Source organism: Streptomyces sp. NPDC048603, assembly GCF_043199475.1.
GTDB lineage: Bacteria > Actinomycetota > Actinomycetes > Streptomycetales > Streptomycetaceae > Streptomyces.
This window is the reverse complement of sequence record NZ_JBICVY010000003.1, coordinates 296,651-313,519: the sequence shown is the minus strand read 5'-3', so window position 1 is coordinate 313,519 and position 16,869 is coordinate 296,651. Positions and strand designations below refer to the sequence as shown.

The 16,869-nt window shown below is 70.7% G+C and carries 19 protein-coding genes; 7 read left to right on the top strand and 12 right to left on the bottom strand.

Annotated elements, in window-relative coordinates; all coding sequences use genetic code 11:
- The first annotated feature begins 35 nt into the window (after positions 1 to 35).
- From ACGFQ9_RS08050 to pknB, 3 genes are all read left to right on the top strand, one after another.
- Positions 36 to 1,460, top strand: a complete 1,425-nt coding sequence (locus ACGFQ9_RS08050; RefSeq protein ID WP_393572361.1) for an FtsW/RodA/SpoVE family cell cycle protein — start codon at positions 36 to 38, stop codon at positions 1,458 to 1,460.
- Complete coding sequence (locus ACGFQ9_RS08045) at positions 1,457 to 2,917, top strand: peptidoglycan D,D-transpeptidase FtsI family protein (RefSeq protein WP_393572359.1); 1,461 nt, start codon at positions 1,457 to 1,459, stop codon at positions 2,915 to 2,917. The genes ACGFQ9_RS08050 and ACGFQ9_RS08045 overlap by 4 nt, the downstream gene beginning before the upstream one ends.
- 144 nt (positions 2,918 to 3,061) lie before the next feature.
- Positions 3,062 to 5,098, top strand: a complete 2,037-nt coding sequence (gene pknB / locus ACGFQ9_RS08040) for a Stk1 family PASTA domain-containing Ser/Thr kinase (RefSeq protein ID WP_393572357.1) — start codon at positions 3,062 to 3,064, stop codon at positions 5,096 to 5,098.
- Positions 5,099 to 5,177: 79 nt separating this feature from the next.
- Here pknB and ACGFQ9_RS08035 read toward each other — a convergent pair whose 3' ends face one another.
- From ACGFQ9_RS08035 to ACGFQ9_RS08010, 6 genes are all read right to left on the bottom strand, one after another.
- Positions 5,178 to 5,915, bottom strand: coding sequence for a class E sortase (locus ACGFQ9_RS08035; RefSeq protein WP_393572355.1), 738 nt, complete (start codon positions 5,913 to 5,915; stop codon positions 5,178 to 5,180).
- 64 nt (positions 5,916 to 5,979) lie between these two features.
- On the bottom strand, positions 5,980 to 6,756 hold the full coding sequence (locus ACGFQ9_RS08030; protein ID WP_393572353.1) for a class E sortase: 777 nt from the start codon (positions 6,754 to 6,756) through the stop codon (positions 5,980 to 5,982).
- On the bottom strand, positions 6,753 to 7,391 hold the full coding sequence (locus tag ACGFQ9_RS08025) for an aminodeoxychorismate/anthranilate synthase component II (RefSeq protein WP_393572351.1): 639 nt from the start codon (positions 7,389 to 7,391) through the stop codon (positions 6,753 to 6,755). Before ACGFQ9_RS08025 ends, ACGFQ9_RS08030 begins: the two co-directional genes overlap by 4 nt.
- Complete coding sequence (locus tag ACGFQ9_RS08020) at positions 7,388 to 7,564, bottom strand: hypothetical protein (protein ID WP_393572349.1); 177 nt, start codon at positions 7,562 to 7,564, stop codon at positions 7,388 to 7,390. The genes ACGFQ9_RS08025 and ACGFQ9_RS08020 overlap by 4 nt, the downstream gene beginning before the upstream one ends.
- Before the next feature lie 48 nt (positions 7,565 to 7,612).
- Positions 7,613 to 8,431 carry a class E sortase gene (locus ACGFQ9_RS08015; protein WP_393572347.1) on the bottom strand — a complete coding sequence of 273 codons (819 nt, stop codon included), beginning with the start codon at positions 8,429 to 8,431 and terminating at the stop codon, positions 7,613 to 7,615.
- Complete coding sequence (locus tag ACGFQ9_RS08010) at positions 8,400 to 9,176, bottom strand: DUF881 domain-containing protein (protein WP_393572345.1); 777 nt, start codon at positions 9,174 to 9,176, stop codon at positions 8,400 to 8,402. The genes ACGFQ9_RS08015 and ACGFQ9_RS08010 overlap by 32 nt, the downstream gene beginning before the upstream one ends.
- 93 nt (positions 9,177 to 9,269) lie before the next feature.
- Here ACGFQ9_RS08010 and crgA point away from each other — a divergent pair, with 93 nt between their 5' ends.
- A complete protein-coding gene (gene crgA / locus ACGFQ9_RS08005; RefSeq protein WP_393572343.1) occupies positions 9,270 to 9,527 on the top strand; it encodes a cell division protein CrgA in 258 nt (85 codons plus the stop codon).
- Positions 9,528 to 9,766: 239 nt separating this feature from the next.
- On the opposite strand, the gene ACGFQ9_RS08000 is transcribed toward crgA, so the two are convergent.
- Both ACGFQ9_RS08000 and ACGFQ9_RS07995 read right to left on the bottom strand, forming a co-directional pair.
- Positions 9,767 to 10,621 (bottom strand): rhomboid family intramembrane serine protease, encoded by an 855-nt coding sequence (locus tag ACGFQ9_RS08000; RefSeq protein WP_393572342.1) that lies wholly within the window; start codon positions 10,619 to 10,621, stop codon positions 9,767 to 9,769.
- Between the two features lie 115 nt (positions 10,622 to 10,736).
- Positions 10,737 to 11,267, bottom strand: coding sequence for a peptidylprolyl isomerase (locus tag ACGFQ9_RS07995; RefSeq protein ID WP_393572340.1), 531 nt, complete (start codon positions 11,265 to 11,267; stop codon positions 10,737 to 10,739).
- Positions 11,268 to 11,452: 185 nt separating this feature from the next.
- Between ACGFQ9_RS07995 and ACGFQ9_RS07990 the strand changes: the two genes are divergently transcribed.
- Complete coding sequence (locus ACGFQ9_RS07990) at positions 11,453 to 12,145, top strand: DUF5324 family protein (RefSeq protein ID WP_393572338.1); 693 nt, start codon at positions 11,453 to 11,455, stop codon at positions 12,143 to 12,145.
- Positions 12,146 to 12,292: 147 nt separating this feature from the next.
- Here ACGFQ9_RS07990 and ACGFQ9_RS07985 read toward each other — a convergent pair whose 3' ends face one another.
- Both ACGFQ9_RS07985 and ACGFQ9_RS07980 read right to left on the bottom strand, forming a co-directional pair.
- Complete coding sequence (locus ACGFQ9_RS07985; RefSeq protein WP_393572337.1) at positions 12,293 to 12,604, bottom strand: hypothetical protein; 312 nt, start codon at positions 12,602 to 12,604, stop codon at positions 12,293 to 12,295.
- A 110-nt stretch (positions 12,605 to 12,714) separates the two neighbouring features.
- Positions 12,715 to 13,194, bottom strand: coding sequence for a MarR family winged helix-turn-helix transcriptional regulator (locus ACGFQ9_RS07980; protein ID WP_393572335.1), 480 nt, complete (start codon positions 13,192 to 13,194; stop codon positions 12,715 to 12,717).
- 129 nt (positions 13,195 to 13,323) lie between these two features.
- Here ACGFQ9_RS07980 and ACGFQ9_RS07975 point away from each other — a divergent pair, with 129 nt between their 5' ends.
- The gene (locus ACGFQ9_RS07975; RefSeq protein ID WP_393572334.1) at positions 13,324 to 14,805 is read left to right on the top strand and encodes an MFS transporter; all 1,482 of its coding nucleotides are present in this window, start codon (positions 13,324 to 13,326) and stop codon (positions 14,803 to 14,805) included.
- 116 nt (positions 14,806 to 14,921) lie between these two features.
- Here the strand turns inward: ACGFQ9_RS07975 and ACGFQ9_RS07970 are convergent, their stop codons facing one another.
- Positions 14,922 to 15,086: a hypothetical protein gene (locus tag ACGFQ9_RS07970; RefSeq protein WP_393572332.1), complete on the bottom strand. Its 165-nt coding sequence runs from the start codon at positions 15,084 to 15,086 to the stop codon at positions 14,922 to 14,924.
- Positions 15,087 to 15,137: 51 nt separating this feature from the next.
- Between ACGFQ9_RS07970 and ACGFQ9_RS07965 the strand changes: the two genes are divergently transcribed.
- Entirely contained in the window at positions 15,138 to 16,106 is a 969-nt protein-coding gene (locus ACGFQ9_RS07965) for a transaldolase family protein (RefSeq protein WP_393572331.1), read from the top strand.
- Here the strand turns inward: ACGFQ9_RS07965 and ACGFQ9_RS07960 are convergent.
- Positions 16,096 to 16,830, bottom strand: a complete 735-nt coding sequence (locus ACGFQ9_RS07960; RefSeq protein ID WP_393572329.1) for a methyltransferase domain-containing protein — start codon at positions 16,828 to 16,830, stop codon at positions 16,096 to 16,098. The two genes, ACGFQ9_RS07965 and ACGFQ9_RS07960, sit on opposite strands and share 11 nt — an antisense overlap.
- Positions 16,831 to 16,869 lie beyond the last annotated feature (39 nt).

The window sequence follows — 16,869 nt, the reverse complement described above, 5'->3', positions numbered from 1 at the left end:
GCAGTCACACGCGGGCACAGGGGGCCTGCCACACCATGAGCGTTGTCACCAACACGACCACCATCGGAGCCATCGAGCTTCCCAGCAGACGGAACACCGAGCTGATGCTGCTCGGCTTCGCCGTGGTCATCCCGATCTTCGCCTACGCCAACGTGGGCCTGGCCATCGACGGCGAGCTGCCCCCGGGCATGGTCGTCTACGGGCTGGCCCTCGCGGTCGTGGCCGGCATCGCCCACCTCGTCGTACGCCGCTTCGCCAAGTACGCCGACCCCCTGCTGCTGCCGCTCGGCATCCTGCTCAACGGCCTCGGCCTGGTGCTGATCTGGCGCCTGGACCAGTCGGAGCGCCTGCAGAACCTGGCCAAGCGGGCCTTCGGCTCGTTCTCCGAGTCCTCGCCGAACCAGATGCTCTACACCGCGCTGGGCATCGCCCTGTTCTCCGGCGTGCTGCTCGTCCTCAAGGACCACCGCACCCTGCAGCGGTTCACGTACATCTCGATGGCCGTCTCCCTGGTGCTGCTGATCCTGCCGATCATCCCGGGCCTCGGCGCGAACGTCTTCGGCGCCAAGATCTGGATCAGCGTCGGCGGCTTCTCCATCCAGCCCGGCGAGTTCGCGAAGATCGTCCTCGCGGTCTTCTTCGCCGGTTACCTCATGGTCAAGCGCGACGCCCTGGCCCTGGCCTCCCGCCGGTTCATGGGCCTCTACCTGCCGCGCGGCCGCGACCTCGGTCCGATCCTGACGATCTGGGCCGTGAGCCTGCTCATCCTGATCTTCGAGAACGACCTCGGCACCTCGCTGCTGTTCTTCGGCATGTTCGTGATCATGCTGTACGTGGCCACCGAGCGGACCAGCTGGATCGTGATCGGCCTGCTGATGTCGGTCGGCGGCGCCGTGGTCGTGGCCTCCTTCTCCAGCCACGTCGCGTACCGCGTGAACGCCTGGCTCGACCCCTTCGCCTGCTACACCACCTCGGGCGCCTGTGAGCAGGTCGGCCAGTCGATCATGAGCTTCGGTTCCGGCGGCGTCCTCGGCGCCGGATGGGGCCAGGGCAACTCCGACCTGATCGGCTTCGCCGCCAACTCCGACTTCATCTTCTCCACCGTCGGCGAGGAGCTCGGCCTCGCCGGGGTCATGGCCTTCCTCATGCTCTACGGCCTGATCATCGAGCGCGGCGTACGCACCGCCCTGGCGGCCCGGGACCCCTTCGGCAAGCTGTTCGCCATCGGCCTCTCCGGCGCCTTCGCCCTCCAGATCTTCGTCGTCGCCGGTGGCGTCATGGGCCTCATCCCCCTCACCGGCATGACCATGCCCTTCCTCGCGTCCGGCGGTTCCTCCGTCCTCGCGAACTGGGCCCTCATCGGCATCCTCATCCGGATCAGCGACACCGCACGCCGCCCCGCCCCGGCCCCCGCACCGTCCCCCGACTCCGAGATGACCCAGGTGGTCCGCCCGTCATGAACAAGCCCCTGCGCCGAATCTCGATCTTCTGCGGGCTGCTCATCCTCGCGCTCCTGGCCCGGACGAACTGGCTGCAGTACGTCAAGGCCGAGGAGCTCGCGACCCGCAAGGAGAACCGCCGGGTCTCGATCGCCCAGTACGCCCAGGAACGCGGCAACATCATCGTCCAGGGCAACCCGATCACCGGCTCCACCGTGACGGACGGCAGCGACTACAAGTACAAGCGCACCTACGTCGACGGCCCGATGTGGGCCCCGGTCACCGGGTACGCCTCCCAGGCCTTCGGCTCCACCCAGCTGGAGTCCCTCGAGGACGGCATCCTGACCGGCAACGACGACCGGCTGTTCTTCGACCGGACCATCGGCATGTTCACCGGCGAGAAGAAGGCCGGCGGCAACGTGGTCACCACGCTGAACGCCGCCGCGCAGAAGGCCGCCTTCGAGAAGCTCGGCAACCGCAAGGGCGCGGTCGCCGCGCTCGACCCGCGCACGGGCGCCATCCTCGCCCTGGTCTCCACGCCCTCCTACGACCCGTCCAGCTTCGCCGGCAACTCCAAGACCGACGAGAAGGCCTGGGTCGAGCTCAAGGACAGCGAGGACAAGAAGCTGGTCAACCGGGCCATCCGGGAGACCTACCCGCCCGGCTCCACCTTCAAGGTGGTCACCGCCGCGGCCGCGCTGGAGCACGGCGTGGTCACCGACATCGAGGCCAAGACGGACACCCCCGAGCCGTACATCCTCCCCGGCACCAAGACGCCGATGAAGAACCACTCCGAGGGGTGCAAGGAAGCCAGCCTCAACGAGGCCATGCGGATCTCCTGCAACTCCGTCTTCGCCAACCTGGGCGACAAGGTCACCCGCGACAAGATGGTGGAGACCGCGGAGAAGTTCGGCTTCAACGACGACAAGATCGACACCCCGGTCCGCGCCTTCGCCAGCGTCTACGACAAGACCATGAGCAAGGACGGCAACGCCCTGAGCTCCATCGGCCAGTTCAACACCGCGGCCACCCCGCTCCAGATGGCCATGGTCGCGGCCGCCGTCGCCAACGACGGCAAGCTGATGAAGCCGTACATGGTCGACCGGCTCACTTCGCCGAACGCGGACGACATCGACCGGCACAAGCCGGAGGAGATGAGCCGTCCGGTCTCCGCCGAGAACGCCCAGAAGCTCCAGGCGATGATGGTCAACGTCGTGGAGAACGGCAGCGGCAAGAAGGCCCGGATCAACGGCGTGACCGTCGGCGGCAAGACGGGCACCGCCCAGCACGGCGAGAAGAACTCCAAGAAGCCGTACGCCTGGTTCATCTCGTACGCCAAGACCGACCAGGGCTCCCCGGTCGCCGTGGCCGTGGTGATCGAGGACAGCTCGGCCGACCGTGAGGACATCAGCGGTGGCGGCCTGGCCGCCCCCGTCGCGAAGGCGGTCATGGAGGCGGTCATCAAGGGCCAGGGCTGACCGACCGGCACGGTCGGTACCGGTCCGGTATCGTCCTGTGGCCACGAACCGATCTCCCACGATCGGCCGGTAGCCTTTGCCCGAACAGCACACCGCCGGACCACACACGGGTTTGGTCGGGACTGACGGAGAGGGCTGGAAGTTATGGAAGAGCCGCGTCGCCTCGGCGGCCGGTACGAGCTGAGCCACGTGCTCGGCCGAGGTGGCATGGCCGAGGTGTACCTCGCCCACGACACCCGGCTCGGCCGTACCGTCGCCGTCAAGACCCTGCGCGCCGACCTCGCACGCGACCCGTCCTTCCAGGCCCGGTTCCGCCGCGAGGCCCAGTCGGCCGCCTCGCTCAACCACCCCGCGATCGTCGCCGTCTACGACACCGGCGAGGACTACGTCGACAACATCTCCATCCCGTACATCGTGATGGAGTACGTCGACGGGTCCACCCTGCGCGAGCTCCTGCACTCCGGCCGCAAACTGCTGCCCGAACGCACCCTGGAGATGACCACCGGCATCCTCCAGGCCCTGGAGTACTCGCACCGGGCCGGCATCGTGCACCGCGACATCAAGCCCGCGAACGTCATGCTCACCCGCACCGGCCAGGTCAAGGTGATGGACTTCGGCATCGCCCGCGCCATGGGCGACTCCGGAATGACCATGACCCAGACCGCCGCGGTGATCGGCACCGCCCAGTACCTCTCGCCGGAGCAGGCCAAGGGCGAGCAGGTCGACGCGCGGTCCGACCTGTACTCCACCGGCTGCCTGCTCTACGAGCTGCTGACCGTCCGGCCGCCGTTCATCGGCGACTCCCCGGTGGCCGTCGCGTACCAGCACGTCCGGGAAGAGCCGCAGCCCCCGTCGAACTTCGACCCCGAGATCACGCCCGAGATGGACGCCATCGTCCTGAAGGCGCTGGTCAAGGACCCCGACTTCCGTTACCAGAGCGCCGACGAGATGCGGGCCGACATCGAGGCCTGCCTCGACGGCCAGCCCGTCGCCGCCACCGCGTCCATGGGCGTCGCCGGCTACGGCTACCCCGACCAGGGCGGCTACGGCCACCCCCAGGGCTACGACCAGCCCACCGCGGCCCTGCGCACCGCCGAGCCCGGCGGGCAGACCTCGATGATGCCCCCGATGCCGCCCGGCGGCGACGGCTACTACCCGGACCAGGGCTACGACCAGGGCGGCTCGCGCCGCCGCGGCGGCCAGAAGAAGAACCGGGCTTCCACCGTCCTGCTGGTCGCCGCGGGCCTGCTGGTCCTCGTCGGCGCGATCCTGATCGGCCGCTCGCTGTTCAGCAACACCGCGGACAACCGGCCCCAGGTGCCGAAGCTGGTGGGCGAGTCCTTCGACAACGCCTCGCGGAACGCCGCCAACGTCGGGCTCAAGGTGGTCAAGGAGGCCGAGGAGCCCTGCGACACCCAGCCCAAGGGCATGATCTGCTCGCAGAACCCGGAGCCGGGCGGCCGCCTCGACGACGGCGGCGAGATCAAGGTCAAGGTGTCCACCGGCGCCCCGAAGATCCCCGTGCCGGACGTGCTGGGCCTGCAGTTCGACGCGGCCGAGAAGCAGCTGAGGGACAAGGGCTTCCAGGTCGACCGGAAGAGCGAGGAGTCGGCGGACCGTACCCCGGGCGCCGTCCTCAAGCAGAACCCGCCGGCCCAGTCGCAGGCCGAGAAGAACACCGTGATCACGCTCACCGTGGCCAAGGAGCAGTCGAAGGCACTGGTCCCCGACCTCAAGGGGAAGACGGCGGCCCAGGCGAAGAAGGCGCTCCAGGAGGCCAACCTCAAGCTGGGCAGCACCACGGAGGTGGAGTCCACCGAGCCGCCGAAGACCATCGTCAGCCAGAGCCAGCCGCCGAACACCGAGGTCCTCCCGGGCACCGTGATCAACGTGGAGATCGCCAAGGCGGCCGCGCAGGTCCAGGTACCGGTACCGAACCTGGTCGGCCGGACGGTGGGCGAGGCGAAGGCGCTGCTCGCCGCGAGCGGTCTGCAGCTCGGCCAGGTGATCGGAACGGCGACCGACGACAACGCGCGGGTCGCCGGCTCCTCCCCGCAGGCCGGCCAGCAGGTCCCGCCGAACAGCCAGATCACCCTGTTCACGGCGGGCGGCCAGCAGGACGGCGGCAACGACGGGGACAACCGCGGCGGCGGCTTCTTCGACTTCGGCCGGAGCAACTAGCCGCGCCGGACACGGAAACCGTCACACCGGAAGGCCGGGCCCAGGAGGGCCCGGCCTTCCGGCATGTGTGCCGCCGGGGTCAGCCCAGTTCGGCGGGCGGGGTGCGCTTGCCGTCCACCTTCTCCGTGCGGACCAGCTCGCCCCACACGATGTAGCGGTACTTGGAGGTGTAGACGGGCGTGCAGGTGGTCAGCGTGATGTAGCGGCCGGGCCGGTCGCGGCCCGATTCCTCCGGTACCGGAGTGAGCACGTTCACGTTGTACTTGGAGGTCTGACGCAGCTCGGCGAAGACCTTGTACACGTACCAGGTGTCCCGGGTCTCGAAGACGATCGGGTCGCCCTTCCGCAGCCTGTGGATGTTGTGGAACTTCGCCCCGTGCCCGTCGCGGTGGGCGGCCAGCGAGAAGTTGCCCGAAGCGTCCCACGGCAGCGCCGACTTGACCGGTTCGGTGTAGTACCCGGCCACCCCGTCGTCGAGCACCTCCGGCGAGGTCCCGCGCTTGACCAGTACCTCCCCGTTGCGCATCGCCGGCACGTGCAGGAAGCCGATGCCGCCGTCGGTGTCCAGCGCGCCCGGACCGGCCCCGGGAGCCGGCGAGGAGGACGGCGCGGGCGCGGCCGTGCGCCACCGGGCGCGGACCTCGTCCGCCCTGGCCTGCGCGTTCCTGTCCGCCAGGACATTGGTCCACCACAGCGAGTAGACGACGAACAGCCCCAGCACCAGACCCGCGGTGATCAGCAGCTCGCCCAGCAGGCCGAGGAGGGCCGCCAGCCGGTGGCGGCGGGGACGGGCAGCAGCATGGCCGGCACGGGGCACCGCGGGGTCCTCACGTCTGTTCCACGAGCTCTACGAGGCCCGGACCTACGGGCTCTGCGAGCGTCTACGCGCCCGACAGCGCGGGCGGAGCGCCCTGGCTCCGCGGGCGTTCGCCGACCATCCTGCCCCATACGACCATGCGGTAGGTGCTGGTGAACTCGGGGGTGCAGGTGGTCAGCGTGATGTACCGCCCGGGCCCGGTGAAGCCCGCCCCCTCCGGAACCGGTTTGATCACCGAGATGTTGGAGGGCGGGGTCTGCGGCAGGATCGAGGTCATCTCGTACGTGTAGTACGCGTCCCGCGTCTCGACGACGATCGGGTCCCCCGGGCGCAGCCGGTTGATGTACCGGAACGGCTCGCCGTGGGTGTTGCGGTGGCCGGCCACCGCGAAGTTGCCCGTCTTGTCCGCGGGCATGGCCGACTTGAGCGCGCCCTCGGAGTAGTGCCCGGCCATGCCCCGGTCGAGGACCTTGGGCTTGCTGGTCCCCTCGGCCACCGGGACCTTCACGTCCAGCTTGGGGATGTGCATGATGGCGAAGCCCTGGCCGGGCGAGAACGCCGTGACGGGCGGGGCCGGTGCCCCGTTGTCCCAGTCCTGCCGGAGCGAGCCCGCCGCCCCGTTCGCCTGCCGCTCGGCGATCACGTTGGTGTACCAGAGCTGGTAGGTGACGAAGAGCAGCATCACCACGCCGACGGTGATGAACAGTTCGCCCAGGGCACGGCCGGCGATCACCAGGGGCCCGCCCCGGCGCCGCCGCCGCGCCCGCTTCGCCGCCTCCTGTGCGGCCCTGCGCCGCGCGGCCCGGCCCCCGGTGGGCGCGGGCGGCGCGTACGAGGTCACGCGACGGCCTTGCCCACCACCGGGGCCAGCCCCACCGAGCGCTCCACCGCACCCTTGTCGCCGCACCTCACCAGCCAGTTGGCCAGCATGCGGTGGCCCCATTCGGTGAGCACCGACTCGGGGTGGAACTGGACGCCCTCCACGTCGTGCTCGCGGTGCTTGAGGCCCATGATGATGCCGTCCTCGGTCCAGGCGGTCACCTGGAGCTCGTCGGGGACGGTGCCGGGCTCGGCGGCCAGCGAGTGGTAGCGGGTCGCGGTGAACGGCGAGGGCAGGCCGGCGAAGACCCCGGCGCCGTCGTGCAGCACCGGCGAGGTCTTGCCGTGCAGCAGCTCGGGGGCGCGGCCGACCACGCCGCCGTAGGCCACGGCCATGGACTGCATGCCCAGGCACACGCCGAAGACCGGGACACCGGTGGCGGCGCAGTGGCGCACCATGTCCACGCAGACCCCGGCCTCCTCGGGGGTGCCGGGGCCCGGGGAGAGCAGCACGCCGTCGAAGCCGTCCTGGGCGTGCGAGAGCTCGACCTCGTCGTTGCGGAGCACCTCGCACTCGGCGCCGAGCTGGTACAGGTACTGAACGAGGTTGAAGACGAAGCTGTCGTAGTTGTCCACAACCAGAATGCGCGCGCTCACCGGCTAGCTCCAGATCCCTCGTCGACGGTCACATCGTTGAACGGGAGCAGCGGCTCGGCCCATGGGAAGACGTACTGGAACAGCACGAACACCACGACGAGCACCAGCACCAGGCAGATCAGCGCGCGTACCCACGCGTTGCCCGGCAGGTGCCGCCAGATCCAGCCGTACATACCGCCCGTCGTCCTTCCCGTACCCCCTGTGTTCTGTTCCGGACCAGCCTAAGGGCTGGGGCGCCGGACCGGTCTTGCGTCTGTCAGTTCGGCCCACACCACGAGACGGTGGCTGTGGCCCCACTCGGGGTCGCAGGTGGTGAGGGTGAGGTAGCGGCCGGGTGCGGTGAAGGGCGAGCGCCGGGGCACCGGGTCCACCACGGCGACGTCCGCGGGGAGCGTCCGGAGCGGCTTGTTCCGGATCGTGTAGGTGTACCGGGTCGTCCCGTCCTCGAGGACGACGGCGTCCCCCGGGCGCAGTTCGGGGAAGTCCTTGAACGGGTCGCCGTAGGTGCGGCGGTGCCCGGCCACGGCGAAGTTGCCGGTGCCGCCGAGGGCGGCGGTGCGCGGGTAGTGGCCGAGGCCCTTCTTGAGCAGCTCGGTGCCGGTGCCCTCCAGCACGGGCTTGACCCAGTCCCGGCCGAAGCGGGGGATGCGCATCTCGGCGAAGGGCTCGCCCGGGGCGTAGGAGGGGGCTGTGGGCGGGGACGGCGGCGCGGCGGGCGTCCGGGGCGTCTGTGACCCCTGAGGCGCCTGGTGAGGCTGTGGAGGCTGCGGCGCCCCGGGCAGGGGGCCGGCGGCTGCCGCGGCCCAGCGGTCGCGCAGCCGGTCGCGTTCGCCGGCCATGGCCTGGTCGGCCTTCACACCGGTCCACAGCAGCACGTACGCGACGAACAGGACGATCAGCGTGCCGGCGGTCAGGCAGACCTCGCTGAAGGTCCGCACGGCCAGCCGCACGAACCGCGCGGGGCCGGCGGAAGCGGTGCCGACGGAAGCGGTGCCGGTGCGAGCGGTCTCAGCGGGATGCGGTCTCCACGGGCTTCGCATAGTGGAGGTCCACTGTGCCGGAGTAGCCGGGCAGTGTCAGCGCCTTGTACTCGTCGACTTTCCAGCCCAGTCCGTAGGCGTTGACGTACAGCTGGTAGTTCTGGATCGCCGGGGAGGCCGCGAGGGCCTTGCGGAGCGCCGCCGGGTCACCGACCGCGGTCACCTTGAACGGCGGGGAGTAGACCCGGCCCTGGAGGATCAGGGTGTTGCCCACGCAGCGCACCGCACTGGTGGAGATCAGCCGCTGGTCCATCACCTGGATGCCCTGGGCGCCGCCCTGCCAGAGCGCGTTCACCACGGCCTGCACGTCCTGCTGGTGGATCACCAGGTCGTTGGGCTGCGGCTCGGGGACGCTGGGGATGCGGGCCTTGGCGTTGGGCGGGGCGTCGTTGAGGGTGACCGACAGGGCCTTGCCCGCGATCTCCTGGGTGCCCGCGCCGGCCTGCAGGGCGCGGAGCCTGGCGTCCTCGGCGTCGGAACTGCCGTTGTCTCGCTGTGCGAGGGCGTCGACCTGCTTGCGGAGGGTCCCGGCGCTCTCCTCCAGCTCCGTGTTGCCCCGGCTGCGCTCGTGGATGAGGTCGGACAGCTTGCGCATGGAGTCGTCCGTGCGGATGTTCGTACCCTTGGAGGTGTTGAAGCTGGTCACGAAGATGAGCCCGGCCAGGGCGAACACGGCGGCCGTCAGCAGCCGGACCGGTATGGCCCGGCGCCGGGGACCCTTGGAGGAGTCGTCGGAATTGCTCAACGTACCCTTCTCCTTCAACACGCCACAGACCCACTACGCTAACGGACGCCCGGGGGAGGCAAAGTCCCCAGCGCATCGACAGGAGATCCCCTCGTGCCGAAGTCACGCACCCGTAAGAAGGACGACTACACCCCGCCGCCCGCCGCGAGGCAGGCGCAGGCGATCAAGCTGACGAGCCGCAGCTGGGTCGCCCCGGTGATGCTGGCCCTGTTCCTGATCGGCCTCGCATGGATCGTCGTCTTCTACGTGACCGATACCCAGCTGCCGGTCGAGGCACTCGGCAATTGGAACATTGTCGTCGGTTTCGGATTTATCGCAGCAGGTTTCGGCGTCTCCACCCAGTGGAAGTAGCGAGCACTCCGGGGGCCCGGGCGCAAGTTCTCCCCTGAGTTATCCACAGCGCTATCCACACCTGAGGAAAAGATACGAAGGTCTGTGGATAAGTAAGTGGGTGGCCCCGCGTTGACGCCGGTGTGATCAGTCCTGGGTCTGTCTGATCACACGGTTCACGCGGGGCTCTCGGTTCACACGGGACACCCGTAGAACACCGGGCACCCGGAACCTGCGGGGCATGACGCGCCCCTCCCGGGTCAGGGCGTCAGCTCCGCCGTGCGCAGCAGGATGATCGCCGCGGACGCGCAGAAGACCAGGGCGCAGGCCGACCACTGGGCCGCGGCCCGGTTGCGGTGTGCCGCCGGGCTCGGTGCCACCGGGGCGGGACGGACCATGCCCGCCCCCATCACGGCGCCGGCCACCAGACCGCCGATGTGGGCCTGCCAGGAGACGCCCTCCGGGATGAAGGTCATGGCCAGCATCAGCACGAGCATCACGCCCACCGGCCGCATGTCGTACTTCAGCCGCCGCATCAGCACCGCGGTCGCCCCGAACAGGCCGAAGATCGCGCCGGAGGCCCCGAGCGTGGCCAGGTTCGGCGGGGTCAGGAGATAGACCAGGGCGCTGCCGGCCAGGCCGGACAGCAGGTACACGGTGAGGTAGCGGGCCCGGCCGAGGGCCGCCTCCAGCGGGCCGCCGATCACCCACAGGCCGAGCATGTTGCTCGCGATGTGCCACCACTCCTGGTGCAGGAAGACCGAGGTCAGCAGCCGGTAGTACTGGCCGGAGGAGACCCCTTCGACCGGTCCGCCCAGGTATTCGGCGTACCGGCCCAGCAGCCCCAGGTCGAGCGCCAGCGCGGGGTTGGCGAGCACCGCGAGGAAGACCGCGACGTTGATCCCGATGAGGATCTTGGTCACCAGGTGCGGGTCGCCCGTGGTGAGCGCGCCGCCCGCGATGTTGCGCGGCACGGCGGCGGGCGCGCCGCGGACGCACTCGGGGCACTGGTAGCCGACCGAGGCACTGATCATGCAGTCGGGGCAGATGGGCCGGTCGCAGCGAGTACAGCTGATGCCGGTCTCTCGGCCCGGGTGCCGGTAACAGGTGTCCATCGGTTCCCTCGGTCGGCGGCGCGGCGACGGGGCGGGACGGCGCCCCGCCGGTCCGGTACACATCGAGTACGGACGGACGGGGCGTGTTGGTTCCCGCGCGCCCGGCCGGGGCGGCCTACTGGCGCTTCGCGACGACGACGGACTCCAGGACCACGTCGGCCAGCGGGCGCTCGGTGCGCGGATTGGTGTCGACCCGGGCGATGTCGTCGACCACCTTCTGGCTGGCCTTGTCGGTGACCTTGCCGAAGATGGTGTGCTTGCGGGTGAGCCAGGCGGTCGGCGCGACGGTGATGAAGAACTGGGAGCCGTTGGTGCCCGGCCCGGCGTTGGCCATGGCGACCAGGTAGGGCTCGGTGAAGGCCAGGTCGGGGTGGAACTCGTCCGGGAACTGGTAGCCGGGGCCGCCCGTGCCGTTCCCCAGCGGGTCACCGCCCTGGATCATGAACCCGCTGATGACCCGGTGGAAGACGGTGCCGTCGTAGAGCCGCTCGGTGGTCTTCCGCCCGTCCTCCGGGTGGGTCCACTCGCGCTCACCGGTGGCCAGCTCGGTGAAGTTGCGGACGGTCTTCGGCGCGTGGTTCGGCAGCAGCTCGATCTCGATGTCGCCGTGGTTGGTCCTCAGGGTGGCGTAGAGCTTCTCGGCCACGGATCTGCCTTCCCATAGTCATCACTGTCGGTTCCAGATCCTCGCACGGTGTGCCGCTCGGGCAGGAAATCGCCGGAATCGGCCACCCGTATGCCCTGTCATACAGGCCGCGCGCCGTTATGGCGGGCATGATCCGGGAAAGGGTGGAAAGGTGAACTGTGTCCGCCACCGAGGAGGAGGATCCCGTGACCCCGAAGGACAGCGCGCACGCGGCGGCCGAAAGCGCGAAGGACGCCGTGCGCTACGCCGCGGACGCAGTGGTGCCGTACGCAGAGACCGTCCGGGACGCGGCGGTGCACTACGCGAACGAGGCGAATGACCGGCTGACCCCGAAGGTGTCCTACGCCGCGCAGGAGGCGGCGCGCCACGCCCGTTCGGCGTACGACTGCCACCTGCACCCCCGGATGAAGGCGGCCCGGGCGCACGTCCCGCCGAACGTGGACCGGGCGGCGGTCGTGGCCGTCCACAAGACCCGCGAGGCCGCCCGGCAGGCCGCCGACTACACGACGCCCAAGATCGAGCACGCCATCGCCGCGAGCCGCCCGCTCGCCGAGGAGGCGGCCTCCCGGTCGACCGCCGCGTACGCCGCGCTGCGCGGGCAGGTGTCGGCCAAGGAGGTGCAGAAGCTGGTGCGCCGTCACGAGCGGCGGGCCAAGTGCGGTCACGCGCTCAAGTGGGTCGCGGTGGCCGGGGTGCTGGTCGGCGCCGCGTACGCGGCGTGGCGGTGGTGGGACAAGCAGTCGAACCCCGACTGGCTGGTGGAGCCGCCGGCCCCGACCGAGCTGTCGGAGCGGGACACCGAGCCGCCGAACCTCGACGACGAGCTGAAGGCGAAGGAAGCCGAGGCGGACACCACCGGCCCGGACGAGCAGCGGTAGCGAGACCCGCACGGCCGGGAAAGACCAGGCGGGACGAGGCAAGACCAGGCAAGACCAGGCGAGACGAGGCGGGAAGCAGCACGAAGGGCCCGGATCCGGTGGATCCGGGCCCTTCGTGTTCGGCGGCCCCAGCGGCCCGCCAGGGCCTCAGCCGGTCTGCTTCCCGTCGGCGTCCTCGTGTTTGGACGGGGCCGGCGCGGACCGCTTGGCGGTGCCGGGCGGCACGTGCGGGGGAACCGGCTTCTCCGGCATCGGCCCGCGCAGGACGTTGTGCTGCGGCGGGGCGGACCTCTTGGCCGCCTCGGGGGGTGTGTGGGTGGTCGGCGGCGCCGGGTGCGGCATGGCCGGCCGGGGCTGCGCGGCCATCCGCCCGGCCGCGCCGGACTGGTCCCCGGGCCGGCCGGTGCCCTTCTCGGCCGTCTCGGTCTTCTTGTGCTTGAGGAAGTCGAAGATCCCCATGGTGGTACGCCTCCGGCTGGTCGCCCCCCGGTCTGTACGCCTTCCCCCACTCTCGGCCAACCGGGCCGGGAGCGCCCCCTGACGGCACCCTCCCGTGGGCCTGCGGGGGCCTACTGGCGGGCGCGGCGGGCGGACCGGGGGCTGTCGGAGGGGATCGCGAGGTCCCCCTCGACCAGCCGCTTCAGACCCTGCAGCAGGGCCAGCCGGTCGCCCTCGGGGAGGGAGGCCAGGGCCTCCCGGTGGACCCGGTCGACGATCCGCCGGCTCTCGGCGGCCGTCTCGGCGCCCTTCTCGGTCACCGCGATGATGCGCGCGCGGCGGTCCTTGGCGGACGGGCGGCGTTCGGCCAGACCGGCCTTCTCCAGGGCGTCCACGGTGACGACCATCGTCGTCTTGTCCATGTCGCCGATCTCGGCGAGCTGGATCTGCGTGCGCTCCTCCTCCAGGGCGTGGACGAGGACGCAGTGCATGCGCGCGGTGAGGCCGATCTCGGCCAGCGCGGCGGACATCCGGGTGCGGAGCACGTGACTGGTGTGGTCCAGCAGGAAGGAGAGGTCGGGCTCGGTCCGGGCGGGTGACATCGCGGTCATGGACCCAGCCTAGCAATCATCCCCAAACAAATAGTCTGCAACAAAACTATCTGCTACGGTCCTGCCGTTGCCTCGAACCGATGCCCGAGCCGACGCCCGAGCCGAGGCCCGAACCCATGGGAGGGACCGATGTCCGCCGCACTCACCTCTGCCCCCGGAAGCTCCACGCCCCCGCCCCCGCCCCCGCGCCCGCTCCGACTTCGGCTGCAGTCGCGCTGGACGGCCCTGGCCGTGCTCTCCACCGGCATGCTGATGACCGTCCTGGACGGCAGCATCGTGACCGTGGCGATGCCCGCCATCCAGAACGACCTGGGCTTCTCCCCCGCCTCGCTGAGCTGGGTGGTCAACGCCTACCTGATCGCCTTCGGCAGCCTGCTGCTGCTGGCCGGACGGCTCGGGGACCTGATCGGCCGGAAGCGGATGTTCCTCGCGGGCACCGCCGTCTTCACCGGCGCCTCGCTTCTGGCGGGTTTCGCCGGCTCCCCCGCGCTGCTGATCGCCGCCCGCTTCCTCCAGGGCGTCGGCTCGGCGATGGCCTCGGCGGTCGGTCTCGGCATCCTGATCACCCTGTTCACCGACGCCCGTGAGCGGGCGAAGGCGATCGCCGTCTTCTCCTTCACCGGCGCGGCCGGCGCCTCCCTGGGCCAGGTGCTGGGCGGGGTCCTCACCGACGCGCTCGACTGGCACTGGATCTTCTTCATCAACCTGCCGATCGGCCTCGCGGCCGTGCTCCTCGCCCTGCCCGCGCTGCCCGGCGACCGCGCCCACCGGGGGCCGGGCCTGCGCGCCGGTGCCGACGTACTGGGCGCCGCACTGGTCACCGCCGGTCTGATGCTCGGCATCTTCACCGTGGTCGAGGTCGAGCGGTACGGCTGGACCTCGGCCCGCACCCTCGGTCTCGCCGCGCTTGCCGCGGCCCTGCTGGCCGGCTTCGTGCTGCGGCAGTCCCGGGCCCGGACCCCTCTGGTGCCCCTGCGGATCTTCCGGTCCGCCGCCGTGACCGGCGCCAACCTGGTCCAGATGCTGATGGTCGCCGCCCTGTTCGCCTTCCAGATCCTGGTCGCCCTCTACCTGCAGAAGGTGCTCGGGTACGGGGCCGCCGAGACGGGTCTGGCGATGCTTCCGGCGGCGGTGGTGATCGGGGCGGTCTCACTGGGGATCTCGGCCCGGCTGGCGGACCGATTCGGGGAGCGCAACGTCCTGCTGGCGGGACTGGCCCTGCTGGTCATCGCCCTCGGCCTGCTGACCCGGCTCCCCGTCCGGGCCGACTACGTACGGGACCTGCTGCCGGTGATGCTGCTGGCCGCCGGGTTCGGCCTGGCCCTGCCGGCCCTGACCACCCTGGGCATGTCCGACGCCGGCGAGGCGGACGCGGGCCTGGCCTCGGGACTGTTCAACACCACGCAGCAGATAGGCATGGCCCTGGGGGTCGCGGTGCTGTCCACCCTGGCCGCCTCCCGCTCGGAGTCCCTGGCTGCGGCCGGCAGGACCGAGGCGGAAGCCCTGACCGGCGGCTATCACCTGGCCTTCGGGGTGGGGGCGGGGCTGCTGCTCCTGGCCCTGGCGGTGACCGCGACCACCCTCCGGGGGGCCGGACGCAGGACCGGCTGACCCTCTTCCTCTCTTCGGACGGCAGACGGCACACACCGCGGGGCACCTGCACGAGGCCGCCCGTGTTTCACGTGAAACATCGCGTGGAACACGGGCGGCCTCCGTCATGCTCCGGCTCAGACCGTGGCGAACCCCCGCTTCAGGGCGTCCGCGATCTCCACGGCGCGGCGCGCCTGGTACTCGACGGCGGACAGGTTCGCCTCGGCCACGTTGTTCGGGTTGTCGGGCTCCCGGGTGCCCTCCGCAGACCCTGCCAGGGCCGGAAAATCCCGACTTGACAAGGACGAAGGGAAATTGAGCACTGTGCAAGCCGACGGCCCTACGCTCGCCCCATGATGAGCGAACCTGCCATTACCCTGCTGAATCAGCTGGCGGCAGAGGGAGTGTCGCCCTGGCTGGCCGGAAGCGATACGCAGTTCCTGCCGGGCACGCTGTACCGCCCCGCGGAGACCGCGCTGCTGCACGGCGCCGTGGCGGCGAGCGCCGACCCCGAGACCGTCCGTCGGGCCTGCGACACGCTCTGGGAGACGTATCTCCGCACCGAGGGACGCTACGGCCGGGTGTCCGTGCCGGTCGATCCCCGGATCGCCCATGACGCGGAGGCCATCGTGGCCGACGCCTGCTCCATCCAGACCGAGGTCGGCCGCCCCAACGTGCTGGTCCGCATCGCGGCGACCCCCGCCGGACTGGCCGCGATGGAGAGCTGCCTGGCCCTCGGCATCGGGGTCGACACCGACCTGGTCTTCTCGGCCGGACGGTACGAGGAATTCCTCACCTCCTACCTCGCCGGCATGGAAAGGGCCCTGGCCGCCGGCCGCCCGCTCGGCCCGGTCGTCGCCGTGGCCTCGGTGCCGGTGGGCCTGCTCGACGCAGAGGTCAACGACCGGCTCGCGACCCGCGCAGGACAGTCGGTGCACGCCGCGCGGGCCCGGGACACCGCCGGCATCGCGCTCGCCCGCAGCATCTACCGGATCCGCGAGGAACGCCTGGGCGGGAACTGGTGGCGCGTGCTGCGCGCGGCCGGGGCCGTCCCCCCGGGGCTGCTCTGGACCGCCGTCACCGCGCGGCACATCAGCGGACTCGTGGGCAGCAACACCGGACAGGTCGCCACCCTGGACGCGCTGGAGGAGGCGGCGGCCCAGGCCGACCTCCGGGGGGACACCCTGCTGAACGCACACGAGGACGCACGCCGGGACATCGACCTGCTGGAAACCCTCGGGGTCCGGATGGCGGAGGTGGCCGGCTTCCTGGAGGCCGCCGAACTGGGCCGGCTCCGGGAGTCCTGGATCCTCAGGCAGTGACCCGGGCCGCCCGGATCTCGAACAGCATGTGCTCCACCACGTCGCCGCCGTACTCCGGCTCCGTGACCCGCACGCTGCGCAGCAAGGTCAGTTCCCGTCCGGACTGGCCGGCGATCCGGTGGAGCTCCGGCAGGTCACCCCGGTCACTGAAGTGCAGGAGTGCGGATCCGGTCGGGGTGAGCCAGTGCAGCACCTGCTCCAGGAAGCGGCGGTGCGCCCGGTACCCGGTGTCCACATAGGCCCGCTCGTGCACCGACTGGTACTGGTAATCCTCCGGCGCCAGCACGTAGTTGGAGCTCCAGAAGACGAGGTCGAAACGCTCGTCGGACGCCAGTCCGGAGAAGAGGTCGCTGTGCACCGCCCGCAACCGGGCCTCCACACCGTGCCGTTCGGCGTTTGCGGCCGTGTTCTCCACCGCGCGCGGGCTGATGTCCGCCGCCACCACGTGGTCGTAGCCGGCGAGGGCCGCCATCACGGCCGTCACCCCGGAACCGCACCCGATCTCCAGGAAGGACGCCCCGCGCGGCACCGGCGGCGGAACAGGACCGTCCAGATCGAGGAAGTCCACCGCGATCGCCGTGGACGGGCAGAACACCGGGGCGAACACCTCGTCCAGCAGATCCCACTCGCGTCCGCACAGGGCGAACACTTTCGGCCGGTCCTCTCGGCTGAGTGACGTGCGACTGCGCTGCAGCGAGCGCTCGAAGCGCTGGGTCTGAATCATCGGCTCCCCCGGGCAGACAGTGGTGCGGCAACCAGGCGT